The 20,965-nt window shown below is 66.6% G+C and carries 16 protein-coding genes and 1 pseudogene; 10 read left to right on the plus strand and 7 right to left on the minus strand.

Going from position 1 to position 20,965, the window contains the following annotated elements; genetic code table 11:
• Positions 1 to 5: 5 nt before the first annotated feature.
• Positions 6 to 1,778, plus strand: coding sequence for a GMC family oxidoreductase (locus AX767_RS17260; RefSeq protein ID WP_068632448.1), 1,773 nt, complete (start codon positions 6 to 8; stop codon positions 1,776 to 1,778).
• A complete protein-coding gene (locus tag AX767_RS17265) occupies positions 1,775 to 3,178 on the plus strand; it encodes a c-type cytochrome (protein WP_068632449.1) in 1,404 nt (467 codons plus the stop codon). Before AX767_RS17260 ends, AX767_RS17265 begins: the two co-directional genes overlap by 4 nt.
• A 12-nt stretch (positions 3,179 to 3,190) precedes the next feature.
• Here the strand turns inward: AX767_RS17265 and AX767_RS17270 are convergent.
• The 4 genes and pseudogenes from AX767_RS17270 to eat form a co-directional block, all read right to left on the minus strand.
• Positions 3,191 to 4,637, minus strand: a pseudogene (locus tag AX767_RS17270) (SulP family inorganic anion transporter).
• Between the two features lie 92 nt (positions 4,638 to 4,729).
• Positions 4,730 to 5,539, minus strand: a complete 810-nt coding sequence (eutC, locus tag AX767_RS17275; RefSeq protein WP_068632450.1) for an ethanolamine ammonia-lyase subunit EutC — start codon at positions 5,537 to 5,539, stop codon at positions 4,730 to 4,732.
• On the minus strand, positions 5,536 to 6,930 hold the full coding sequence (locus AX767_RS17280; protein ID WP_068632451.1) for an ethanolamine ammonia-lyase subunit EutB: 1,395 nt from the start codon (positions 6,928 to 6,930) through the stop codon (positions 5,536 to 5,538). Before AX767_RS17280 ends, eutC begins: the two co-directional genes overlap by 4 nt.
• Positions 6,931 to 7,236: 306 nt before the next feature.
• Positions 7,237 to 8,601 carry an ethanolamine permease gene (gene eat, locus AX767_RS17285; RefSeq protein ID WP_068632452.1) on the minus strand — a complete coding sequence of 455 codons (1,365 nt, stop codon included), beginning with the start codon at positions 8,599 to 8,601 and terminating at the stop codon, positions 7,237 to 7,239.
• A gap of 182 nt (positions 8,602 to 8,783) precedes the next feature.
• Here eat and AX767_RS17290 point away from each other — a divergent pair, with 182 nt between their 5' ends.
• Positions 8,784 to 9,140 (plus strand): FKBP-type peptidyl-prolyl cis-trans isomerase, encoded by a 357-nt coding sequence (locus AX767_RS17290; protein ID WP_156481138.1) that lies wholly within the window; start codon positions 8,784 to 8,786, stop codon positions 9,138 to 9,140.
• Positions 9,141 to 9,171: 31 nt separating this feature from the next.
• Positions 9,172 to 9,813 carry a DNA oxidative demethylase AlkB gene (gene alkB / locus AX767_RS17295; protein ID WP_068632454.1) on the plus strand — a complete coding sequence of 214 codons (642 nt, stop codon included), beginning with the start codon at positions 9,172 to 9,174 and terminating at the stop codon, positions 9,811 to 9,813.
• Positions 9,814 to 9,837: 24 nt separating this feature from the next.
• Here alkB and AX767_RS17300 read toward each other — a convergent pair whose 3' ends face one another.
• Positions 9,838 to 10,404, minus strand: a complete 567-nt coding sequence (locus AX767_RS17300) for a LuxR C-terminal-related transcriptional regulator (protein WP_156481139.1) — start codon at positions 10,402 to 10,404, stop codon at positions 9,838 to 9,840.
• Between the two features lie 102 nt (positions 10,405 to 10,506).
• Between AX767_RS17300 and AX767_RS17305 the strand changes: the two genes are divergently transcribed.
• Both AX767_RS17305 and AX767_RS17310 read left to right on the plus strand, forming a co-directional pair.
• Complete coding sequence (locus AX767_RS17305; RefSeq protein ID WP_068633820.1) at positions 10,507 to 11,319, plus strand: CoA transferase subunit A; 813 nt, start codon at positions 10,507 to 10,509, stop codon at positions 11,317 to 11,319.
• 1 nt (position 11,320) lies between these two features.
• Complete coding sequence (locus AX767_RS17310; protein WP_068632456.1) at positions 11,321 to 11,959, plus strand: 3-oxoacid CoA-transferase subunit B; 639 nt, start codon at positions 11,321 to 11,323, stop codon at positions 11,957 to 11,959.
• A gap of 21 nt (positions 11,960 to 11,980) precedes the next feature.
• Here AX767_RS17310 and AX767_RS17315 read toward each other — a convergent pair whose 3' ends face one another.
• Entirely contained in the window at positions 11,981 to 13,618 is a 1,638-nt protein-coding gene (locus AX767_RS17315; RefSeq protein WP_068632457.1) for a glucan biosynthesis protein G, read from the minus strand.
• A gap of 191 nt (positions 13,619 to 13,809) precedes the next feature.
• Between AX767_RS17315 and bglX the strand changes: the two genes are divergently transcribed.
• Entirely contained in the window at positions 13,810 to 16,122 is a 2,313-nt protein-coding gene (bglX, locus tag AX767_RS17320; RefSeq protein ID WP_068632458.1) for a beta-glucosidase BglX, read from the plus strand.
• A gap of 10 nt (positions 16,123 to 16,132) precedes the next feature.
• Here the strand turns inward: bglX and AX767_RS17325 are convergent, their stop codons facing one another.
• On the minus strand, positions 16,133 to 17,032 hold the full coding sequence (locus AX767_RS17325) for a LysR family transcriptional regulator (RefSeq protein WP_068632459.1): 900 nt from the start codon (positions 17,030 to 17,032) through the stop codon (positions 16,133 to 16,135).
• A 103-nt stretch (positions 17,033 to 17,135) separates the two neighbouring features.
• On the opposite strand from AX767_RS17325, the gene AX767_RS17330 reads away from it, so the two are divergent.
• From AX767_RS17330 to AX767_RS17340, 3 genes are read left to right on the plus strand one after another with little or no spacing between them, the layout of a single operon-like run.
• Positions 17,136 to 18,659: a CoA-acylating methylmalonate-semialdehyde dehydrogenase gene (locus tag AX767_RS17330; RefSeq protein ID WP_068632460.1), complete on the plus strand. Its 1,524-nt coding sequence runs from the start codon at positions 17,136 to 17,138 to the stop codon at positions 18,657 to 18,659.
• Between the two features lie 10 nt (positions 18,660 to 18,669).
• On the plus strand, positions 18,670 to 19,824 hold the full coding sequence (locus tag AX767_RS17335; protein WP_068632461.1) for an acyl-CoA dehydrogenase family protein: 1,155 nt from the start codon (positions 18,670 to 18,672) through the stop codon (positions 19,822 to 19,824).
• On the plus strand, positions 19,821 to 20,936 hold the full coding sequence (locus tag AX767_RS17340; RefSeq protein ID WP_068632462.1) for an enoyl-CoA hydratase/isomerase family protein: 1,116 nt from the start codon (positions 19,821 to 19,823) through the stop codon (positions 20,934 to 20,936). The genes AX767_RS17335 and AX767_RS17340 overlap by 4 nt, the downstream gene beginning before the upstream one ends.
• The last annotated feature ends 29 nt before the right edge of the window (positions 20,937 to 20,965 follow it).

Genomic DNA, 20,965 nt, shown 5'->3' on the forward strand with positions numbered 1-20,965 from the left:
GCGACATGGCCACCATCAAGAAGCCAAGCGTCGATGCCGTACTGGTCGGATTCGGCTGGACCGGCGCCATCATGGGCATGGAGCTCACCGCCGCGGGCCTCAACGTGCTCGCGCTGGAGCGCGGCGAGCACCGCGACACGGTGCCCGACTTCGCTTACCCGCGTATCACCGATGAGCTGAGCTACGGCATCCGCGGCAAGCTTTTCCAGAACCTCTCGAAGGAGACGGTCACCATTCGCCATACGCCCGCCGACCTGGCGGTGCCGTATCGTCAAAATGGGTCTTTCCTGCTGGGGGATGGCGTCGGCGGCGCTGGCGTCCACTGGAACGGGCACCACTGGCGCGCCCTCCCGGCCGACCTCAAGTTGCGCACCACCTATGAAGAACGCTACGGCAAGAAGTTCATCCCCGAGGGCATGCAGCTGCGCGACTTCGGCGTGAGCTACGACGAGCTCGAACCGCACTTCGACCAGTTCGAAAAGATCTGCGGCACCTCCGGCAAGGCCGGCAACATCAAGGGACGGATCCAGCCCGGCGGGAACCCGTTCGAAGGCTGGCGCACCAATGAATATCCGTTGCCGCCGCTGGCATCGCCCAACAGCGCGGTTCTGTTCGAAAAGGCCGCACGCGAGCTCGGCTACCACCCGTTTCCACAGGCCGCGGCCAACGCATCGCGGGCCTACACCAACCCGCATGGCGCGCAACTGGGGCCGTGCAATTTCTGCGGCTTCTGCGAGCGGTACGGCTGCTACATGTACGCCAAGGCGTCGCCGCAAACCACACTGCTGCCGACTCTTTTGAAGCGGCTCAACTTCGAGCTGCGCACGCGCTCGCATGTGCAACGCGTGAACATGTCGCCCGACGGCAAGAAGGCCACTGGCGTGACTTACATCGATGCGCAGGGCAACGAGGTCGAGCAGCCCGCGGACCTCGTCGTGCTGTGCGCCTATCAGATGCACAACGTGCGGCTCTTGCTGCTGTCGAAGATCGGCAAGCCCTATGACCCGGCGACCGGCGAAGGCGTGGTCGGCCGCAATTACGCCTACCAGCTCAACGGCGGCGCGACGCTGCACTTCGACAAGAACCAGCCGATGAACCCGTTCGTCGGCGCGGGCGCCAGCGGCCACGCGATGGACGACTTCGACGGCGACAACTTCGACCACGGCCCGGCCGGCTTCGTCGGGGGCGCCACCATCAACTGCATCAACACGGGTGGCCGGCCGATCCAGCAGCTCGCGGTGCCCGCGGGCACGCCCGCGTGGGGCGCGGCCTGGAAGAAGGCCGCAAAGGAAAACTACGTTTACCAAACCAGCGTGGGCAGCCAGGGCTCGGTCATGGCGTATCGCGACAACTATCTCGATCTGGACCCGACCTACAAGGACCAGTTCGGCCAGCCGCTCTTGCGCATGACCTTCGACTGGAAGGACAACGACATGGCGATGACGGCGTTCATCGGCAGCAAGGTCGAGCAGATCGCGAAAGCCATGAACCCGAAGCACCTTGCCATGGGCTTCAAGAAGAAGGGCGAACACTACGACGTGCGCCCGTACCAGTCGACCCACAACACTGGCGGCGCGATCATGGGCACCGACCCGACGCTCAGCGTGCTGAACCGCTACCTGCAGGTGTGGGACGTGCCCAATGTGTTCGTGATGGGCGCGAGCGCGTTTCCGCAGAACTTTGGCTACAACCCGACCGCCGTGGTCGGCGCACTGGCGTACTGGTCCGCGAAAGCGATTCGCGAGACATACTTGAAAAATCCGGGAGCGTTGGCATGAAGGCGGCGGCCACGACTCGTCTTTGCATCGCGGGCGCGGCGATGCTTGCCAGCGCGATGATTTCCAGCTGGGCCTTCGGACAGAAGGTCGAGGCGCAACCCGCTGTCCTCCCACCGACCCATGCGACCGCCAGCGGTGCGCCTGCTGTCGGGCCCGTCACCGCCGACCCGCTCATCGAGCGCGGGCGCTACCTCGCGCGCGTCGGCGATTGCGTGAGCTGCCACACCGGCCCGAGCAAGGTGCCGTTCGCCGGCGGCCTGCCGATGAAGACGCCGTTCGGCACCATCGTCTCGACCAACATCACGCCCGACAAGGATGCGGGCATCGGCAACTACACCGAGGAAGATTTCGCACGTGCACTCCGCGAGGGCGTGCGCAAGGACGGCAAGCGCCTCTATCCGGCAATGCCGTACCCGTCGTTCACGCGGCTGACCGACGACGACACGCATGCGCTCTATGCGTTCTTCCAGAGGGGCGTTGCCGCGCAATCTGCCAAGCCGCCATCGACCGATTTGCCGTGGCCGTTCAACATGCGCTTTCTGATGATGGGGTGGAACCTGCTCTACCTCGACAAGGGCACCTACCAACCCGATACCGCTCGCTCCGCGGAATGGAACCGCGGCGCCTATCTCGTGCAGGGGCTCGGCCACTGTGCCGACTGCCACACCCCGCGCGGCATGCTCGGCGCCGTCAAGGCGAACAGCGAGCGCAAGGGCGACAGCTACATGGCGGGCGCATTGATCGACGACTGGCTGGCGCAGCCGCTGCGCCACATGGACCGCCCGACCGCCGCGCAGTGGCCGACCGAAGACATGGTCACCTACCTGCAGACCGGTCGCACGGCACACACCGCGGCCTTCGGCCCGATGTCTCAGGTGGTGGAGAACAGCACGCAGTACATGAGTCGTGAAGACCTTGCCTCGATCGCCGTCTACCTTCAATCGGTCGGTGCGCCGGCCAACACGGCCGCGCCCACGGTCGCGCCGCAGGCAGCCGTCGTCGCCGCAGCGGACAAGCAACCGGCCACGCAACAGCTTCGTGCAGGCACGGTCGCGGGCGCGGGCGCGATGGTCTATCTCAACAACTGCAATGCCTGCCATCGATCGAGCGGCACGGGTGCCGACAGCACCTTCCCCGCACTCGCCGGCAACAGCGTGGTGAACGCGAAAGACCCGACGTCGTTGATCCGCATCGTGCTCGCGGGCTCCGCGATGCCCGCGACGGTGAAGGCCCCGTCGGCACTGGCGATGCCCGGGTTCGGCTGGCGCCTGACCGATGCCAATGTCGCCGACCTGTTGAGCTTCGCGCGTGGCAGTTGGGGCAACAAGGCCGAGGCCGTGACGGCAGCGCAAGTGGCCGGCGTGCGCAAGAGCTTGCCCGAACCGACCGCCAAGCCGTAGAAAGCTCGCGACCTACTCGATCCCGAGGTCGAGCTTCGAGACGAGCGCCCGGCTGTGCGCATTCAGGCCGATGACCTTCACGGCGCTGCCGTGCTTGCGCAGCCGCTGACACACCTTGTCCAGCGCGTTCACCGCGGTGATGTCCCAGAAATGGGCGGTGCTCAGGTCGATCGTGACCGGCCGACCTTCGACGTCGCGCACGTCGAAGGCGTCGACCAGCATGTCGGCCGATGCGAAGAAGACCTGGCCCGAGACACGGTAGGTCAGCCCATCGTCCTGCGTGGTGGTGACCGACAGCAGGCGTGACACCTTGAAAGTGAAGAAGACCCCGCTCAAGAGCACGCCCACCGCCACGCCCGCGGCCAGGTTGTCAGTCGCCACGGTCACCGCCACGGTCGCAGCCATGACGGCGCTCGAAAGCTTGGGATGCGTGAGCAACGCACGGGCGGAACCCCAGTCGAGCGTGGAGGCCGACACCATCACCATGATGGCGACCAGCGCCGCCACCGGCACCTGGGACACCCAGGGCTTCAGCAGCACCATGAGGATGAGCAAGAAGGCACCGGCGAACAGCGTCGAGAGCCGACCGCGGCCGCCGTAGCGCACGTTGCTCACCGTCTGTCCGATCATCCCGCACCCGGCAATTCCGCCGAGAAAACTCGCGGTGACGTTGGCAATGCCGAGCCCGCTGCATTCGCGATTCTTGGAACTCGGCGTGTCGGTGAGCTCGTCGACGACGCTCGCCGTCATCATCGACTCGAGCAATCCCACCATGGCGATGGCGATGGCCGGCAATGCGATGAGCTTGAGTGTCTCCCCGAAAAAGGGACTTGCGGAATACCGAACTTCGGCAGGCCCTGGGGCAGCAGGCCGAGGTCGGCGACCATCTTGAGCGGAAGGTGCATCCACTGGCCGATGAGCGTGAGGACCACGATGCAGACCAGCGGCGACGGAACGACCGTGGTGATGCGCGGAAGGCCGTAGATGATCACCAGCCCCAGGCCACCATGGCCCAGGTGGCAGCGTTGGCCCCGATGAGGTGCGGCATCTGCGCCGAGAAATCAGGATGGCCAGTGCGTTGACGAAGCCTGTGCGCACTGAGCCCGACACGTATCGCATCAGGACGCCGAGGCGCAGCCATCCGAAGAGGATTTGAACGGCGCCGCCAGGAGCCGGCGGCAAACAGATACTGGACACCGTGTGCATGAACCAGTGGCGCAGCGACCAGGGCAACGGAACCCGCTGCCGCCGACACCATCGCCGGCCGGCCCCCAAAGAAAGCGATGACGATGCTGATGACGAACGAAGCGAAGAGTCCCACCGCAGGGTCGACACCCGCCACGAAGGAAAACGCGATCACCTCCGGGATGAGAGCGAACGTGGCGACGGCACCGGCCATGAGTTCGCGCGGAATGCTCGGCGCCCATTCGGCGCGAAAGGGATGAGGGTGTTTGGACATCGGATGGCTGGCCTCGCGCATCGCAAGGCTCGAAAAAGGGCGCGGACAAGACAGCCCGGAGGCAATTCCCGGGCTTGGCAAGACATTAGCAGCTACGTGTCGGGATGCGCGAGTACCGCGGGCGAAGCGTCGAATTCCAGCACCGCCAGATCGCTCTGGTCCTTGAGCGAGATGCCGGTCGCGCCGCGGCGCAGCGCCTCGCGCATGAGCCAGGCGAGCTTGAAGGCCGCGGTCGCGTACGAAAGGCCGTCGAGCCGAACGTTCGAGATGCAGTTGCGCTCGGCGTCGTGGCGGCCGCGTCGGGGCGTGTGCGTGAGGTAGATGCCGAGGCTGTCCGGCGAACTGAGACCCGGACGCTCGCCGATCAGCATCACCGAGAGCGTCGCACCGAACACTTCGGCCGCTTCGTCGGCCAGCGCCACGCGGGCCTGCGAGGCGATGACGACCGGCGCGAAGCGCGTGCCCGGCGGCAGGTGCGGACGCAAAGCAGCCAGCAGCGGCGCGGCGTGCCGTTCGACCGCGAGCGACGAGAGCCCGTCGCCGATCACGATGCACACATCGCAATCCGCGCCGTCGGGTGCCGCTGCAGCGACGGCTCGCAGACGCGCCGCGTCCTGCTCGCCGAGCTGGCGGCCGAGGTCGGGGCGGCGCAGGTAAGTGGTGCGATCGGGCGCGCGGCTGTGGACCGCTTCGACGGTCCAGCCGCCGGCTTGCAGGTCGGCCGAGAGCTTCGCCAAGTCGAGCGCCGCATGGATCGCGTCGCGCGCCATCGCATGGGCCCAGCCGAAGCGCAGCGTCTCGTCGGTCGGCATCCCGGCGCCCGCGCGGCCCAGCGCCAGGCGCGCGGGCGTCGCGGCGCGCCATTCGCTCCATGGGTTCGGTGTGACGGGTTCCCGGCTCATGCGCCCAGCGCCTTCAGGCCGCCCATGCCGGCGAGCAGGCGGTTGGTGGAGGCGGGCGCCAGCTGGCCGGCGCCATCGGTGATCTGCATGCGCTGCAACCAGGATTCGAATTCCGGCGCGCGCTTCAGGCCCAGCGTTTCGCGCAGGAAGAGCGCATCGTGGAACGAGGTGCTCTGGTAGTTGAGCATCACGTCGTCGGCGCCGGGCACGCCGATCAGGAAGGTGAGGCCGGCCGTGGCGAGCAGCACCAGCAGCGTGTCCATGTCGTCCTGGTCGGCTTCGGCGTGGTTGGTGTAGCAGACATCGCAGCCGATCGGCAGGCCCAGCAGCTTGCCGCAGAAGTGGTCTTCGAGGCCGGCGCGAATGATTTGCTTGCCGTCGTAGAGGTACTCGGGGCCGATGAAGCCGACCACGGTGTTGATCAGCAGCGGCTTGTAGCGCCGCGCGAGCGCATAGGCGCGCACCTCGCAGGTCTGCTGGTCGACGCCGAAGTTGGCGTTGGCCGACAGCGCGCTGCCCTGGCCGGTTTCGAAATACATCACGTTCTGCCCGAGCGTGCCGCGCTTCAAGGACAGCGCCGCGTCGTACGCCTCGTCGAGCAGTTCGGGCGTCACGCCGAACGACAGGTTGGCCTTCTCCGTGCCGGCGATCGACTGGAACACCAGGTCGATCGGCGCACCGGCCTCGGCGAGCCTGAGCGTGTTGGTGACGTGGGTGAGCACGCAGCTTTGCGTCGGGATCTCGAAGCGCTGGATGACTTCGTCGAGCATGTGCAGCAAGTTGCCGAGCACCGGCATGCTGTCGGATGCCGGATTCAGTCCGATCACCGCGTCGCCCGCGCCGTAGAGCAGGCCGTCGAGCGTGGAGGCCGCGACGCCGCGCAGGTCGTCGGTCGGATGGTTCGGCTGCAGCCGCACCGAGAGATGACCGGGCAGCCCGATCGTGTTGCGAAAACGAGTGATCACGCTGCACTTCTTCGCGACCGAAATGAGGTCCTGGTTGCGCATCAGCTTCGACACCGCCGCCGCCATCTCGGGCGTGACGCCGGGGGCGAGTGCGCTCAGCGCCTCGGTGGTCGCGTTCTCCGACAGCAGCCAGTTGCGGAAGTCGCCGACGGTCAGGTGCGAGACCGGCGCGAACGCCGCCGCGTCGTGGCTGTCGATGATGAGCCGCGTGATGTTGTCGCTCTCGTAAGGCACCAGCGCCTCGGTGAGGAACTGCTTGAGCGGCGTGTCGGCGAGCACGTAGCGCGCGGCCATGCGCTGCTGCGAAGTGGCCGCACCGATCTCGGCGAGGTAGTCGCCCGAGCGGGCGGGGCTGGCGAAGGCCATGACTTGCTTGAGGTCGTCGAACGCGAAGACCTGCGAATCGATCGTGGTGCGATAGCGCATGTCAGTGGCTCCGTGCAGGGCAACTCTCGTTCGTGGCGCGTGCCGCGGCCACGGGGTGTCTCCCTCCGCGAATGTCCCCCGGCTTCGCCTCCTCCTTTATTTCGCTGCGGCAGACACCCCATGGCCGCGACACGAGACGCGCTCTGTCGCATCGGTCGATCAACTGCGGCTCCGGAAGATCACGTCGATGGTGTGCTCCCCGCAGCGAAATAAAGGAGGAGGCCGGAGGCCGGGTGACATTCGCGGAGGGGAGTACGCCGTCGGCGTGAGCCCGCCCTGAACGCGGCGACAAACCGTATGCGCAGCTCATGTCGACAGCATCGCATCCGGCGCTGCAGCATTCCGTTGTGACGCCGTGAGCAAAAAGTAGCCGTAAGCGAGCGCCATCAGGCCGAGGAACAGCAATGTCAGCATCACGTTGAACCACACCATCGCACCGAGGCAGACCACACCGAGGCCCAGCGCGATCGCGGGAAACACGGGGTAGAAGGGCGCGCGGTAGGTGCGCTCCAGGTTCGGTTCGGTGCGGCGCAGCTTGAACAGCGCCGCCATCGAGATCAGGTACATCACGATGGCGCCGAGCACGGCCATCGTCACGATGTTGGCGGTCAGCGTCTGGCCGCCGAACTTGATCCATTCGTCGCTGAAGATCGCGAACACGCCGATCACGCCGCCGGCCAGCAACGCGCGGTGCGGCGTGTTGAAGCGCGGGCTCAGGCCGGCGAAATACGCCGGCAGATAGCCGGCACGCGCCAGCGCGAAGATCTGCCGCGAGTAGCCCATGATGATCCCGTGGAACGACGCGATCAGGCCGAACAGGCCGATCCACACCAGCATGTGCAGCCAGCCGCTGTTCTCGCCGACCACCACCTTCATCGCCTGCGGCAACGGGTCGTTGATGTTGGCGATCTGGCGCCAGTCGCCCACACCGCCCGCCATGATCATCACGCCGAAGGCCAGCAGCACGAGCGTGATGATGCCGGTGGTGTAGGCGATCGGAATCGTCTTGTGCGGATCGCGCGCTTCCTCGGCCGCCATGGCCGCGCCCTCGATGGCCAGGAAGAACCAGATCGCGAACGGGATCGACGCGAAGATGCCCGAGATGGCCGCGCCGTTGAGCACCGTGCCGCCGGCCCAGCCGTTGGCGGTGAAGTTCGCCCACGACCAGCCGGGCGACACCACGCCCATGAACATCAGCAGCTCGAAGATGGCGAGCAGCGTGACGAAGAGCTCGAACGCCGCCGCGATGCCCACGCCGGCCCAGTTGAGGGCGATGAAGAGCACGTACGCGCCGAGCGCGATCCACTTCGGGTTGATCGCCGGAAACTGCACGTTGAGGTACGCGCCGATCGCCAACGCGATGGCCGGCGGCGCAAAGACGAACTCGACCAGCGTCGCGAAGCCCGCGATGAAGCCTCCGGTGGGCCCGAACGCGCGCCGCGCATAGGCGAAGGGTCCGCCGGCATGCGGGATGGCGGTCGACAGCTCGGTAAAGCTGAAGATGAAGGTGGTGTACATCGTCGCGACCAGCACGGTCGCCACCAGAAAGCCCAGCGTGCCCGCCGTGTTCCAGCCGTAGCTCCAGCCGAAGTACTCGCCGGAGATGACCAGGCCCACTGCGATGCCCCACAACTGGAACGGGCCGAGAACCTTCTTGAGACCGGTGGACATGCTGCTTCCTTCTGCGACGGACGGGGAGCGTTCCCTGCAAGACCGGTGCCACCCTTTGCGCCGTGGTCGGTCATCGCGAGCGCAATAATGAACCGTTTTCAGCCCCGAAGGACCTCCCAGTGCAATCTCTTTACCGCGCGGCCGCCGTGTCGCTGGCATTCGTTTCCATTTCGTCCGTGACCATGGCGCAATCGGCGCCCGTTACCACCCCCAGCGGGCTCATTTATCAATCGCTGAAAGAGGGCACCGGCGCATCGCCCGCGCCGACCGACACCGTCAAGGTGCACTACCGCGGCACGTTCCCGGCCGACGGCAAGGAATTCGACAGCTCCTACAAACGCGGCGAACCGACCGAGTTCCCGCTCAACGCCGTGATCCCGTGCTGGACCGAAGGCGTCGGCAAGATGAAGCCGGGCGGCAAGGCCAAGTTGACCTGCCCACCGGCCATCGCCTACGGCGCGCGCGGCGCGGGCGGCGTGATCCCGCCGAACGCCACGCTGAATTTCGAAGTCGAGCTGGTCTCGGTCAAGGGGCGCTGACCGCACGCGCTTCGGCCTGAAGACACGCGCGATGCGTGACCTGTTCGCAGCGGAGGAGGGCGACGCATTGCCACTCGCACCGGGGGCCGTGTTGCTGCGCGACTTCGCGCTGGCCGCGGCGCCTGAACTGCTGCTTGCCGTCGTCGGCGTGACGGCCGAGGCACCATGGCGCCATCTGGAGACGCCCGGCGGCTTTGGCATGTCGGTCGCGATGACGAACTGCGGGGCGCTCGGCTGGGTGAGCGACCGCACCGGCTACCGCTACGACGCGACCGATCCGCTCCGCGGCAAGCCGTGGCCGGCACTGCCGGACGCCTTCCGCGAGATGGCGCACGACGCTGCTGCGGCCGCAGGCTACGGCGGCTTCGTGCCCGACGCCTGCCTCGTCAATCGCTACGAGCCCGGCGCGCGCCTGTCGCTCCACCAGGACCGCGACGAGCACGACTACGGCGCGCCGATCGTGTCGGTGTCGCTCGGCCTGCCCGTGACCTTCCTGTTCGGCGGTGCCGCGCGTGTCGACAAGTCGCGGCGCGTGTCGCTCGTACATGGCGACGTGGTGGTGTGGGGCGGCCCGTCGCGCCTGCATCACCATGCCGTGTTGCCGCTGGCCGACGGCGAACACCCCGCGACCGGGCGCTGCCGCATCAACCTGACCTTCCGCAAGGCGGGCTGAGCCGGTCGTCGGCGCAGCGACCGATCAGGCCGCGAGCAACTTCTGCACGAGCTCGGCCGTGGTGGCCGCGGTGTATTTGCGCATCAACCGCGCGCGATGCAGTTCCACCGTGCGGTGGCTGATGCCGAGCGCGCGGCCGATCTCCTTGGAGGTCAAACCCTGCATCACCTGCGCTGCCACTTCGCGTTCGCGCGGCGTGAGTTCGGCGGTCACGGCGCGGCGCGAACCCAGGTCTTCGAAGGTCCAGATGCCGGACTCGTGCGGCGCATCGCGGTTCAGCGCCTGGCCGGTGACGTGGCACCAGAAAGTGTCGCCGGCGATGGCGCCGTGCAGGCCGCCGAGGCGCCGCATCATGCGGTTGTCGGCGTAGCGGCCGCTGGTGTTGAGGATCGGCTCCATGCGCTTGCCAATGCGCTCGAACTCGGCGACGCTCGGGTAGAGCACGCGAAACGACTGGCCGACCAGCGCCGCGCGCGTGGCGCCGAACATCTCGCAAAGCCGGGCGTTGCAGTCGACCATCGTGCGGTGGCGCGACAGCACCATGCCGACCGGCGCATGCTCGAAAGCCAGGCGGTAGTCGACGGCAGAAATCCGGGCCTCGGGTGTGTCCATTACGAAATACTACGTATGTGACTAGGTAGTATCGTTCGGGGCTCTCCATCAACCATCACCGAGCGAGGATCACAAGCCATGGTGAACAAGATCTATCCGTCCGCCGACGCGGCACTCAAGGGCGTCGTCGCCGACGGGCAAACGCTCGCGGTCGGCGGCTTCGGCCTCTGCGGCATTCCCGAGGCGCTCATCGATGCGCTGCACGATTCGGGCGTCAAGAACCTCACCTGCATTTCGAACAACGCAGGGGTCGACGGCTTCGGTCTCGGCAAGCTGCTCGGCACGCGCCAGATCAAGAAGATGGTCGCGAGCTACGTGGGCGAGAACAAGGAGTTCGAGCGCCAGTACCTCGCCGGTGAACTCGAGCTCGAATTCACGCCGCAAGGCACGCTCGCCGAAAAGCTGCGCGCCGGCGGCGCCGGCATTCCGGCCTTCTTCACCAAGACGGGCGTCGGCACGCTGGTGGCAGAAGGCAAGGAACTGCGCGAGTTCGATGGCGAAACGTATGTGATGGAACGCTCGCTGGTGCCCGACGTGGCGCTGGTCAAGGCCGACGTCGCCGACAAATCGGGCAACCTGCGCTTTCGCCTCACGGCACGCAACTTCAACCCGGCCGCCGCGATGGCGGGCAAGGTGTGCATCGTCGAGGTCGAGCGCATCGTCGAGGTCGGCGAACTGGCGCCGGACGACATCCACCTGCCGGGCATCTACGTGCACCGCATCGTGCTCAACGCGACGCCTGAAAAGCGCATCGAGAAGCGCACCGTGAGCGCTGCGGCGCCCGTCGACGTGATCGCAGCCAAGGTCGAAGCGCAAGCCGTGATCGCGCAAGCTGCCGTCATCGACGAGCTTCCCGTCCCCAAAGTGCCCGCCGGCAAGAAAGAAGGAGCCTGAGATGCCCTGGACCCAAGACCAAATGGCAGCGCGTGCCGCCGACGAACTTGAAGACGGCTTCTACGTGAACCTCGGCATCGGCATCCCGACGCTGGTGGCGAATTTCGTCGGCGACAAGGAAGTCTGGCTGCAGAGCGAGAACGGCATGCTCGGCATCGGTCCGTTCCCGACCGAAGACGAGGTCGATGCTGACCTGATCAACGCCGGCAAGCAGACCGTCACCACCTTGCCGGGCAGTGCCATCTTCGGCAGCCACGACAGCTTCGCGATGATCCGCGGCGGCAAGATCAACCTGTCGATCCTCGGCGCCATGCAGGTCAGCAGCAAGGGCGACCTCGCCAACTGGATGATCCCGGGCAAGATGGTGAAGGGCATGGGCGGCGCGATGGACCTGGTGGCCGGCGTGAAGCGCGTGATCATCCTGATGGAACACGTCGCGAAGAAGAAGGACGGCACCGAAGACATGAAGATCCTCGAGGCCTGCACCTTGCCGCTGACCGGCGTGGGCGTGGTCGACCGCATCATCACCGACCTCGCGGTGATCGACGTGACGCCCGAAGGCCTCAAGGTCGTCGAACTGGCACCGGGCGTGACCTTCGAAGCGTTGCAGGCGAAGACGGGCGCCGCGCTGATCCGCTGATCGGCGCCGCGCCTGCCTGCGTCAGCGCGTCGCGGGCAGCACGGTCTGCGCCGGTGGTGCCGGTACGGGCGGGATCTGGAAGCTCCAGGTCTCGCTGATCGGCTTGCCGCCCTCGACCAGGGCGGCGCGCAACTCGCTCACCTGGGTCGGGTCTTTCACCTTGACGCGCAGCGACAGGCGCCAGCCCTTGATCGGCTCGTTGCGCTGCAGGCTGTTTTCCAGGATGTCGACGTTCGCATTGCCGCTGACCTGCGGCTGCACGGTGGTCCCCGGCGCGAACCTCGACACCGCCGGCCCCTCGAAATCGACGATCAATGCCGTCGTGCCGTCGAGCTGGCGGACCAGGTTGGGCTGATAGCGCTCGCCCTCGGTCTGGAAGGTCTGCTTCACCCAGGTGCTGTTCTGTGGATGAAGCGCGGCTTCGTCCAGCGTCCAGTGCATGCGGTAGGCGAAGGGCATCGATTCGCCCTTGCGGGCGCGGGCATCGGGATTCCAGAACGCGACCACGTTGTCGTTGGTCTCGTCGGCGGTGGGAATTTCCATCAGGGTGACCTTGCCGCGGCCCCAGTTGCCCTTCGGCTCGATCCACGCGCTCGGGCGCAGGTCGTAGCGGTCCTTCAGGTCTTCGAAGCGCTGGAAGCCGTGGCCGCGCTGCAGCAGGCCGAAGCCGCGCGGGTTGTCGACCTGGAAGGTGCTGACCGACACGGCCCCCTTGGGGTTGTTGAGTGGACGCCAGATCCACTCGTCGTTGCCCGCATGGATCGCCAGGCCGTTGGAATCGTGGATCGCCGGCCGGAAGTTGCGCAGGTGCTCGGGCCAGCGCTGGTTGGGGCCGTAGAGGAACATGCTGGTCAGCGGCGCCACGCCGAGCGTCGCGACGTCGTCGCGCAGGACCACGTTGGCCTCCACGTCCAGCACCGAGTCGCGGCCCGGTTGCAGCACCATGCGGTAGGCACCGGTGGCGCGCGGCGAATCGAGCAGGGCATAGATCACCAGTTGCTTGTCGTCGGGGCCGGGGCGCTGGATCCAGTACTCGCGGAAGTTCGGGAATTCCTCTTTGCCCGGCGAGGTGGTGTCGATGGCCAGGCCGCGACCCGACAGGCCGTACACCTGGTCCTTGCCGATCACGCGGAAGTAGCTGGCGCCCAGGAGGCTCATGACTTCGTCGAACTTGCCGTCCTGGTTGACCGGGAACAGCACGCGAAAGCCCGCGTACCCGAGCTGCCGCGTCGCTTCACGGTCGAAGTTCAGGCTGCCGAAGTCGAAGCGGTCCGGTTCGTATTTGATCTCGCGCACCTGCCCGCCGACGATTTCGTTGATCTTCACCGGGAAGTTGAACTGCATGCCCTGGTGATAGAAGTTCAGCCGGAACTGCGTCTGAAGGTCGCGCCACTCGAAGCGGTCCGAGCGCGGCTGGATCTTCATGTAGTCGGCAAACTGCATCGTGCCGAAGGCCGGCGGCAGGTTGCTCGCCGGGGCGACATAAGGCTTGGATGCGAGCTCGCGGGCCCGTGCCGTGACGTCTTCGAGCGAGAAGGTCACGTTGCCTTCGGGCCCGCGCGGCGTGCTGACGTTGCTGGGTGAGGCACAGGCGGCAAGGAGGCCGGCACAGGCCAGAAAAAATGAACAACGTGCAAGGCGTGCGAGTCTGGCGATCATGGACGGACGGAGTCGGAATCGTTGAGGTGGCAGGCGATGCGCTGGCACCCGAGAAGCCGCGACGCAGCGGCGCCGTGGGCGAGACGTCGAAAGCTTAGCACCCGTCAATAAAGCCCCTGTGCAGGCCCTCTGGATGCGCACCTTAAGATGGCCCGCTTTGCGTTCTGCACATCCCCGAGGATCGCCTGCCGATGAAAAGTTTTGCCGTCACGGTCATCGCGACCGCTGCCCTGGTCGCGCCGCTGGCCTGGGCCCAACCCAAGCCCTCCCTGCTCGCCGACAAATCCGCGTTGGTCGCCGATCTGATGCGCCAGATGACGCTGGAAGAAAAGGTCGGCCAGTTGCGGCTCATCAGCATCGGGCCCGAAATGCCGGCGCCGCAACTCGCAGAAGAGATCGCGGCGGGCCGCGTGGGCGGCACCTTCAACTCGATCAATCACAAGGAACAGCGCCCGCTGCAGGAGGCCGCCGTGGGCAAGAGCCGGCTGCGCATTCCGGTGCTCTTCGCCTACGACGTGCTGCACGGCCACCGCACCTCGTTCCCGATCGGGCTGGGGCTCGCCTCGACCTGGGACATGGACGCGGTGCGCCTCACGGCGCGCACCGCCGCGGTCGAAGCAGCCGCCGACGGCGTGGACGTGACCTTCGCGCCGACCGTCGACATTTCGCGCGACCCGCGCTGGGGCCGCACCTCCGAAGGCTTCGGTGAAGACCCGCACCTCGTGTCGCAGGTCGCGCGTGCGATGGTGCAGGGCTTCCAGAACGGCGCCCGGCGGGGCGAGGTGCTCCAGCGCGACAGCATCATGGCGTCGGTCAAGCACTTCGCGCTCTACGGCGCGGTCGAGGGCGGACGCGACTACAACATCGTCGACATGAGCCCGATGCGCATGTACAACGACTACCTGCCGCCTTACAAGGCCGCGATCGATGCCGGCTCGGGCGGCGTGATGATTGCCCTCAACACCGTCAACGGGCAGCCGGCCACCTCCAACACCTGGTTGCTGCAAGACCTGTTGCGCAAGGACTGGGGCTTCAAGGGCGTCACCTTCAGCGACCACGGCGCCATCACCGAGCTGATGCGCCACGGCGTCGCGCGCGACGAGCGCGAAGCCGCGAAGCTGGCCATCACCGCGGGTGTCGACATGAGCATGGCCGACCAGGTCTATCTGAAGGAACTGCCGGGCCTCGTCAAGTCGGGGCAGGTGCCCATGAAGACGCTCGACAACGCAGTGCGCGAAGTGTTGGGCACCAAGTACGACCTGGGCCTGTTCCACGATCCGTTCCTGCGCATCGGCAAGGCCGAAGACGACCCGGCCGACCTCAAGGCGGACAGCCGCCTGCACCGGCCCCCGGCGCGCGACGTGGCGCGCCGCTCGCTGGTGCTGCTGGAGAACCGCAACCGCACGCTGCCCATCGCCAAGGGCGCGAGCGTCGCGCTGGTCGGCCCGTTGGCCGATGCGCCGATCGACATGATCGGCGTGTGGTCCGCCCAGGCGGTCTGGAAGCAGGCCGTCACGCTGCGTAGCGGCATGGAGCAGGCGCTGGCCGGCAAGGGAAAGATGCTCTACGCGCGCGGCGCCAACGTGAGCGAAGACAAGGCCGTCGTCGAGTACCTCAACTTCCTCAATTGGGACGAGCCGGAGGTCGTGCAGGACAAGCGCTCGCCGCAGGAAATGATCGACGAGGCCGTCGCGGCGGCAGGGCAGGCCGACGTCGTGGTCGCCGCGGTCGGCGAATCGCGCGGCATGTCGCACGAGTCGTCGAGCCGCACGCGGCTCGACCTGCCCGAGAGCCAGCAGGCGCTGTTGAAGGCGCTCAAGGCCACGGGCAAGCCGCTGGTGATCGTGCTGATGAACGGACGGCCGCTGACGCTGGGCTGGGAGCAGGCCAACGCCGACGCGATGCTCGAGACCTGGTTCGCCGGCACCGAGGGCGGCCACGCGATCGCCGACGTGCTGTTCGGCGATGCCAATCCGTCGGGCAAGCTGCCGCTCTCGCTGCCGCGCTCGGTCGGGCAGATCCCCACGTATTACAACTATCCGCGCCTCGGCCGGCCGTTCACGCCGGGCAAGCCGGGCAACTACACGTCGCAGTATTTCGACGAGCCGCAAGGCGCGCTATATCCCTTCGGCTACGGCCTGAGCTACACGGAATTCGAGGTCTCGAAGCCCGTGCTGTCGGCGTCGACCGTGAAGGCCGGCGGCACCGTGGAAGCCAGCGTCACCGTGAAGAACACCGGCGATCGCGCGGGCGAAACGGTGGTGCAGCTCTACATCCAGGACGTCGCGGCCTCGGTCGTGCGGCCGGTGAAAGAACTCAAGGGTTTCCGCAAACTCATGCTGCAGCCGGGCGAGACGCAGGTCGTCAAGTTCGCCATCGGCAACGAGCAGCTGAGCTTCTACAACCAGCAGCTCCAGCGCGTCAGCGAGCCGGGTGGTTTCAATGTGCAGATCGGTTTGAACTCGCGCGACGTGCAGGAAGCGTCGTTCGAACTGCTTCCCTGAGAACGCGGCCTCAGGCGTCGGGCAGCAGCACGGCGCGCTGCTGCTCGGCGGTCGCGCGCAGGAAGGCCCACACGGCCTGCATGCGCCCGAGGTGCTTGGTTTCCACCGGCATCGACATCCAGAAGGTGCGCGTGAATTGCGTTTGCGGCTGGTCGGGCAGCACGCGCCGCAACGACTTGTCGCGCTCCGCGACGAAGGCCGGCAGCACCGCGATGCCGGCACCGGCTGCCGTCGCCTCGTACTGCGCGAGCACGCTGGTGCTGCGCAACGCGAAGGCATCGGGCTTGTAGAGCTCGTCGAGGTACTGCAGCTCCTTGCTGAAGAGCAGGTCGTCCACGTAGCTGATGAAGGTATGGCCGCGCAAATCTTCGCGCGCCCTGATCGGCTTGTGCCGTGCCAGGTAGCGCTTCGATGCGTAGAGCCGCAAGCTGTAGTCGGTGAGCTTGGTGACGACCACCGGCCCGCGCGCCGGTCGCTCCAGCGAGATCACGATGTCGGCCTCGCGGCGCGAGAGGTGCACCAGGCGTGGCAGCGCGAGCAGGTCGATCACGAGGTGCGGATGCTGGCCTGCGAACAGCGCGAGTTGCGGCGCGAGCACCACCGTGCCGAAGCCCTCCGTCGCGCCGATGCGCACCAGGCCGGACAGGCCTTGCGCCGACGCGGGCGTCGCGCTTTCGACAGCGAGGAACGCGCCCTCCATGGCCTCGACCTGCGGCTGCAGGCGCCGGCCAGCCTCGGTCAGCCGGTGCCCGCCCGCCTCGCGCGAGAAGAGCGGCGTGCCGACCTGCTTTTCGAGCGCCTGGATGCGCCGCGCCACGGTGGTGTGGTCCACCGCCAGACGGCGCGCCGCGCCCTGCAGCGTGCCGGAGCGTGACAGCTCGAGAAAGTAGCGCAGGTTGTCCCAGTCCATGGTCTGCAATTATGCAGATCGCGGGTGCGTATTTGTCTATTGCCATGGCAATTTTGCAAAGCTAGCATGCGCGGCTGCATCGAATCAAACAGGAGACAAATCCATGGACGCCAAAGTCAAACCCGCTACGCAAGTCGCCACCGTCAAGCTGCTCATCGGCGGCAAATTCATCGAATCCAAAACGACCGAGTGGCGCGATGTCGTGAACCCGGCCACGCAGGAAGTGCTGGCGCGCGTGCCGTTCGCGACCGCTGCCGAAGTCGATGCCGCCGTGGCGTCGGGCAAGGAAGCCTTCAAGACCTGGAAGAAGACACCGATCGGCGCGCGCGCCCGCATCTTTCTGAAATACCAGCAACTCATTCGCGAGAACATGGCCGAGCTGGCCGCGATCCTCACCGCCGAGCAGGGCAAGACCTTGCCCGACGCCGAAGGCGACGTGTTCCGCGGCCTCGAAGTGGTGGAGCACGCATCGGCCATCGGCAACCTGCAGCTCGGCGAGATGGCCAACAACGTGGCCAACGGCGTCGACACTTACACGCTGCTGCAACCGCTCGGCGTGTGCGCCGGCATCACGCCGTTCAATTTCCCCGCGATGATCCCGCTGTGGATGTTCCCGATGGCGATCGTCACCGGCAACACCTTCGTGCTGAAGCCGTCCGAGCAAGACCCGATGGTGACGATGCGCCTGTGCGAACTCGCACTCGAAGCTGGCATTCCGCCGGGTGTGCTTAACGTGATCCACGGTGGCGAAGCGGTGGTCAACGCGATTTGCGATCACAAGGACATCAAGGCGATCAGCTTCGTCGGTTCGACCAAGGTCGGCACCCACGTCTACAACCGCGCGATCCCGACCGGCAAGCGCGTGCAATGCATGATGGGCGCGAAGAACCACGCCATCGTGATGCCCGACGCCAACAAGGAGCAGACGCTCAATGCGCTGGCCGGCGCGGGCTTCGGCGCCGCCGGGCAGCGTTGCATGGCGGTGTCGGTCGCGGTGCTGGTGGGCGATGCGCAGAAGTGGGTGCCCGACCTCGTCGCCAAGGCGAAGACGCTGAAGATCGGCGCCGGCACCGACAAGACCGTCGACGTCGGCCCACTCGTGTCGTGCGCCGCCTACGACCGCGTCAACCACCTCATCGAACGCGGCATCGCCGACGGCGCCACGCTGGCGCTCGACGGGCGCAAGCCCACAGTGCCTGGCTTTGAAAAGGGCAACTTCGTCGGCCCGACGGTGTTCGCCGACGTGAAACCCGGCATGGTGATCTACGAGCAGGAAGTCTTCGGTCCGGTGCTCTGCACGATGAATGCCGCGACGATGGAAGAAGCGATCGAGCTCATCAACGCCAACCCGAACGGCAACGGCACGGCCATCTTCACGCAGTCGGGTGCGGCCGCGCGCAAGTTCCAGGAAGACATCGATGTCGGGCAGGTCGGCATCAACGTGCCGATCCCGGTGCCCGTGCCGATGTTCTCGTTCACCGGTTCGCGCGCCTCCAAGCTCGGCGACCTGGGGCCCTACGGCAAGCAGGTCATCATGTTCTACACGCAGACCAAGACGGTCACGGCGCGCTGGTTCGACGACAGCACCGTGAGCCACGGCGTCAACACCACGATCAGCCTGAAGTAACCTCGTTCGAATGGACTTCGAACTCACTGAAGAGCAGCGCGCCTTCGCCGACACCGCGCGCGAATTCGCCGCCAGCGAATTCGCGCCGCACGCTGCACGCTGGGACGCCGAGGCAGTCTTCCCGCGCGAGGCGATCGGCAAGGCCGGCGAGCTCGGCTTCTGCGGCCTGTACGCGCCGGAAAGTATCGACGGCCTTGCGTTGCCGCGGCTCGACGCCACGCTGGTGTTCGAGGAGATGGCCGCGGTCGACCCGTCGACCACCGCCTTCATCACGATCCACAACATGGCGACCTGGATGCTTGGCACCTGGGGCACCGAGGCCGTGCGCAAGACCTGGGGCGCCGAGCTCACGAGCGGGCGCAAGTTGGCGTCGTACTGCCTGACCGAACCCGGCGCGGGTTCGGACGCCGGCTCGCTCAAGACGCGTGCCGAGTTGCAGGGTGGCGAGTACGTCATCAACGGCGGAAAGGCCTTCATCAGCGGTGCGGGCGCGACCGACGTGCTGGTGCTCATGGCGCGCACCGGCGGCGGCGGTGCCGGCGGCATCTCGGCGCTCGCCGTGCCGGCCGATGCGCCGGGCGTGAGCTACGGCAAGAAGGAGCACAAGATGGGCTGGAACAGCCAGCCCACGCGCACCATCGCTTTCGACAACGTGCGCGTGCCGTCCGACCACTTGCTCGGCAGCGAAGGCGAGGGCTTTCGCATCGCGATGAAGGGGCTCGACGGCGGGCGCATCAACATCGCGACCTGTTCGGTCGGTGCGGCGCAGGGCGCGCTCGACGCGGCGCGGCTTTACCTGCACGACCGCCAGCAGTTCGGCAAGCCGCTTGCGAGCTTTCAGGCGCTGCAGTTCAAGCTGGCCGACATGGCAACCGAACTGGTGGCCGCGCGCCAGATGGTGCGCCTGGCGGCGAGCAAGCTCGATGCCGGCCACGCCGACGCCAGCACCTACTGCGCGATGGCCAAGCGCTTCGCGACCGACGTGGGCTTCAACGTCTGCAACGATGCGCTGCAGCTGCATGGCGGCTACGGCTACCTGAGCGAATTTCCGCTGGAGCGGCTGGTGCGCGACACGCGCGTGCACCAGATCCTCGAAGGCACCAATGAAATCATGCGCGTGATCGTCGCGCGCAAGTTACTCGAAGGCGAAAGCGATATCCGATGACCGACTCTGTGGTTCTGTTCGATGAAATCAAGACGGCAGGTGGCCAGCGCTTCGGCGTGGCGACGCTCAATGCGCCGGCCTCCCTCAATTCGCTGTCGGTCGCCATGGTGCGGTTGCTCACCCCGAAGCTGCGCGAGTGGGCAGCCGATGCGGACATCGTCGGCGTCGTGATGCAGGCGGCCGGCGAGAAGGCTTTTTGCGCGGGTGGTGACCTGCGCCAGCTCTACCAGACGCTGCTCGACTGCGGCCCCGAGCGCAACGAATACGCCGAGCGTTTCTTCGGCGAAGAGTACGAACTCGACGACCTGATCCACAACTTTCCCAAGCCTTTTCTGTGCTGGGGCCACGGCATCGTGATGGGCGGCGGCATCGGTCTCATCGCAGGGGCCTCGCACCGCGTGGTCACGTTGCAGAGCCGACTGGCCATGCCCGAGATCAACATCGGCCTTTACCCCGACGTGGGCGGCAGCTGGTTCCTGCGCCGCATGCCGGGCCGCGTCGGGCTGTTCCTGGCGCTGACGGCGGCCAACTTCAACGCGAGCGATGCGATGTTCTGCGGACTCGCCGACGTGCTGGTGCCGCAGGAAAAGAAGCCGCAGGTGCTCGACGCGATCGCTTCGACCCAGTGGACCGGCGACGCCAAGTCGGACCGCGCCCAGCTCTCGCGCATCCTGGCCAAAGCCGGCGAGGGCACCGAAGCGCCGCCCTCCAAGGTGCGCGAGCACTTCGACGCGATCAACGCGCTCATGGCGGGCGATGACCTGCTCGACATCGCGAAGCGATTGCGCGCACTGGAGAGCGACGATGCGTGGCTGCAGACGGCGGCCAAGACCTTCGTCAAAGGTGCGCCGAGTTCGGCGGCGTTGAGCTTCGAGCTGTGGCAGCGCGTGCACCGCATGTCGCTGGCCGAGGTGTTCCGCCTGGAGTATTGGGCCTCGCTGGGCTTTTGCGCGCACAAGGATTTCGCCGAAGGCATTCGCGCGGTGCTGGTCGACAAGGACCGCAACCCGAAGTGGAACCCCGCGACGATCGAGGAGATCACGCCCGCGTTCATTGCCGACCACTTGCGCGAGCGCGGCGCGATGGCGCCCGAGCTCGCAGCGCTGGTCTGACGAACAAAAACATCACGGAGAAAAGACAC

Source organism: Variovorax sp. PAMC 28711 (genome assembly GCF_001577265.1).
Taxonomy (GTDB): domain Bacteria; phylum Pseudomonadota; class Gammaproteobacteria; order Burkholderiales; family Burkholderiaceae_C; genus Variovorax.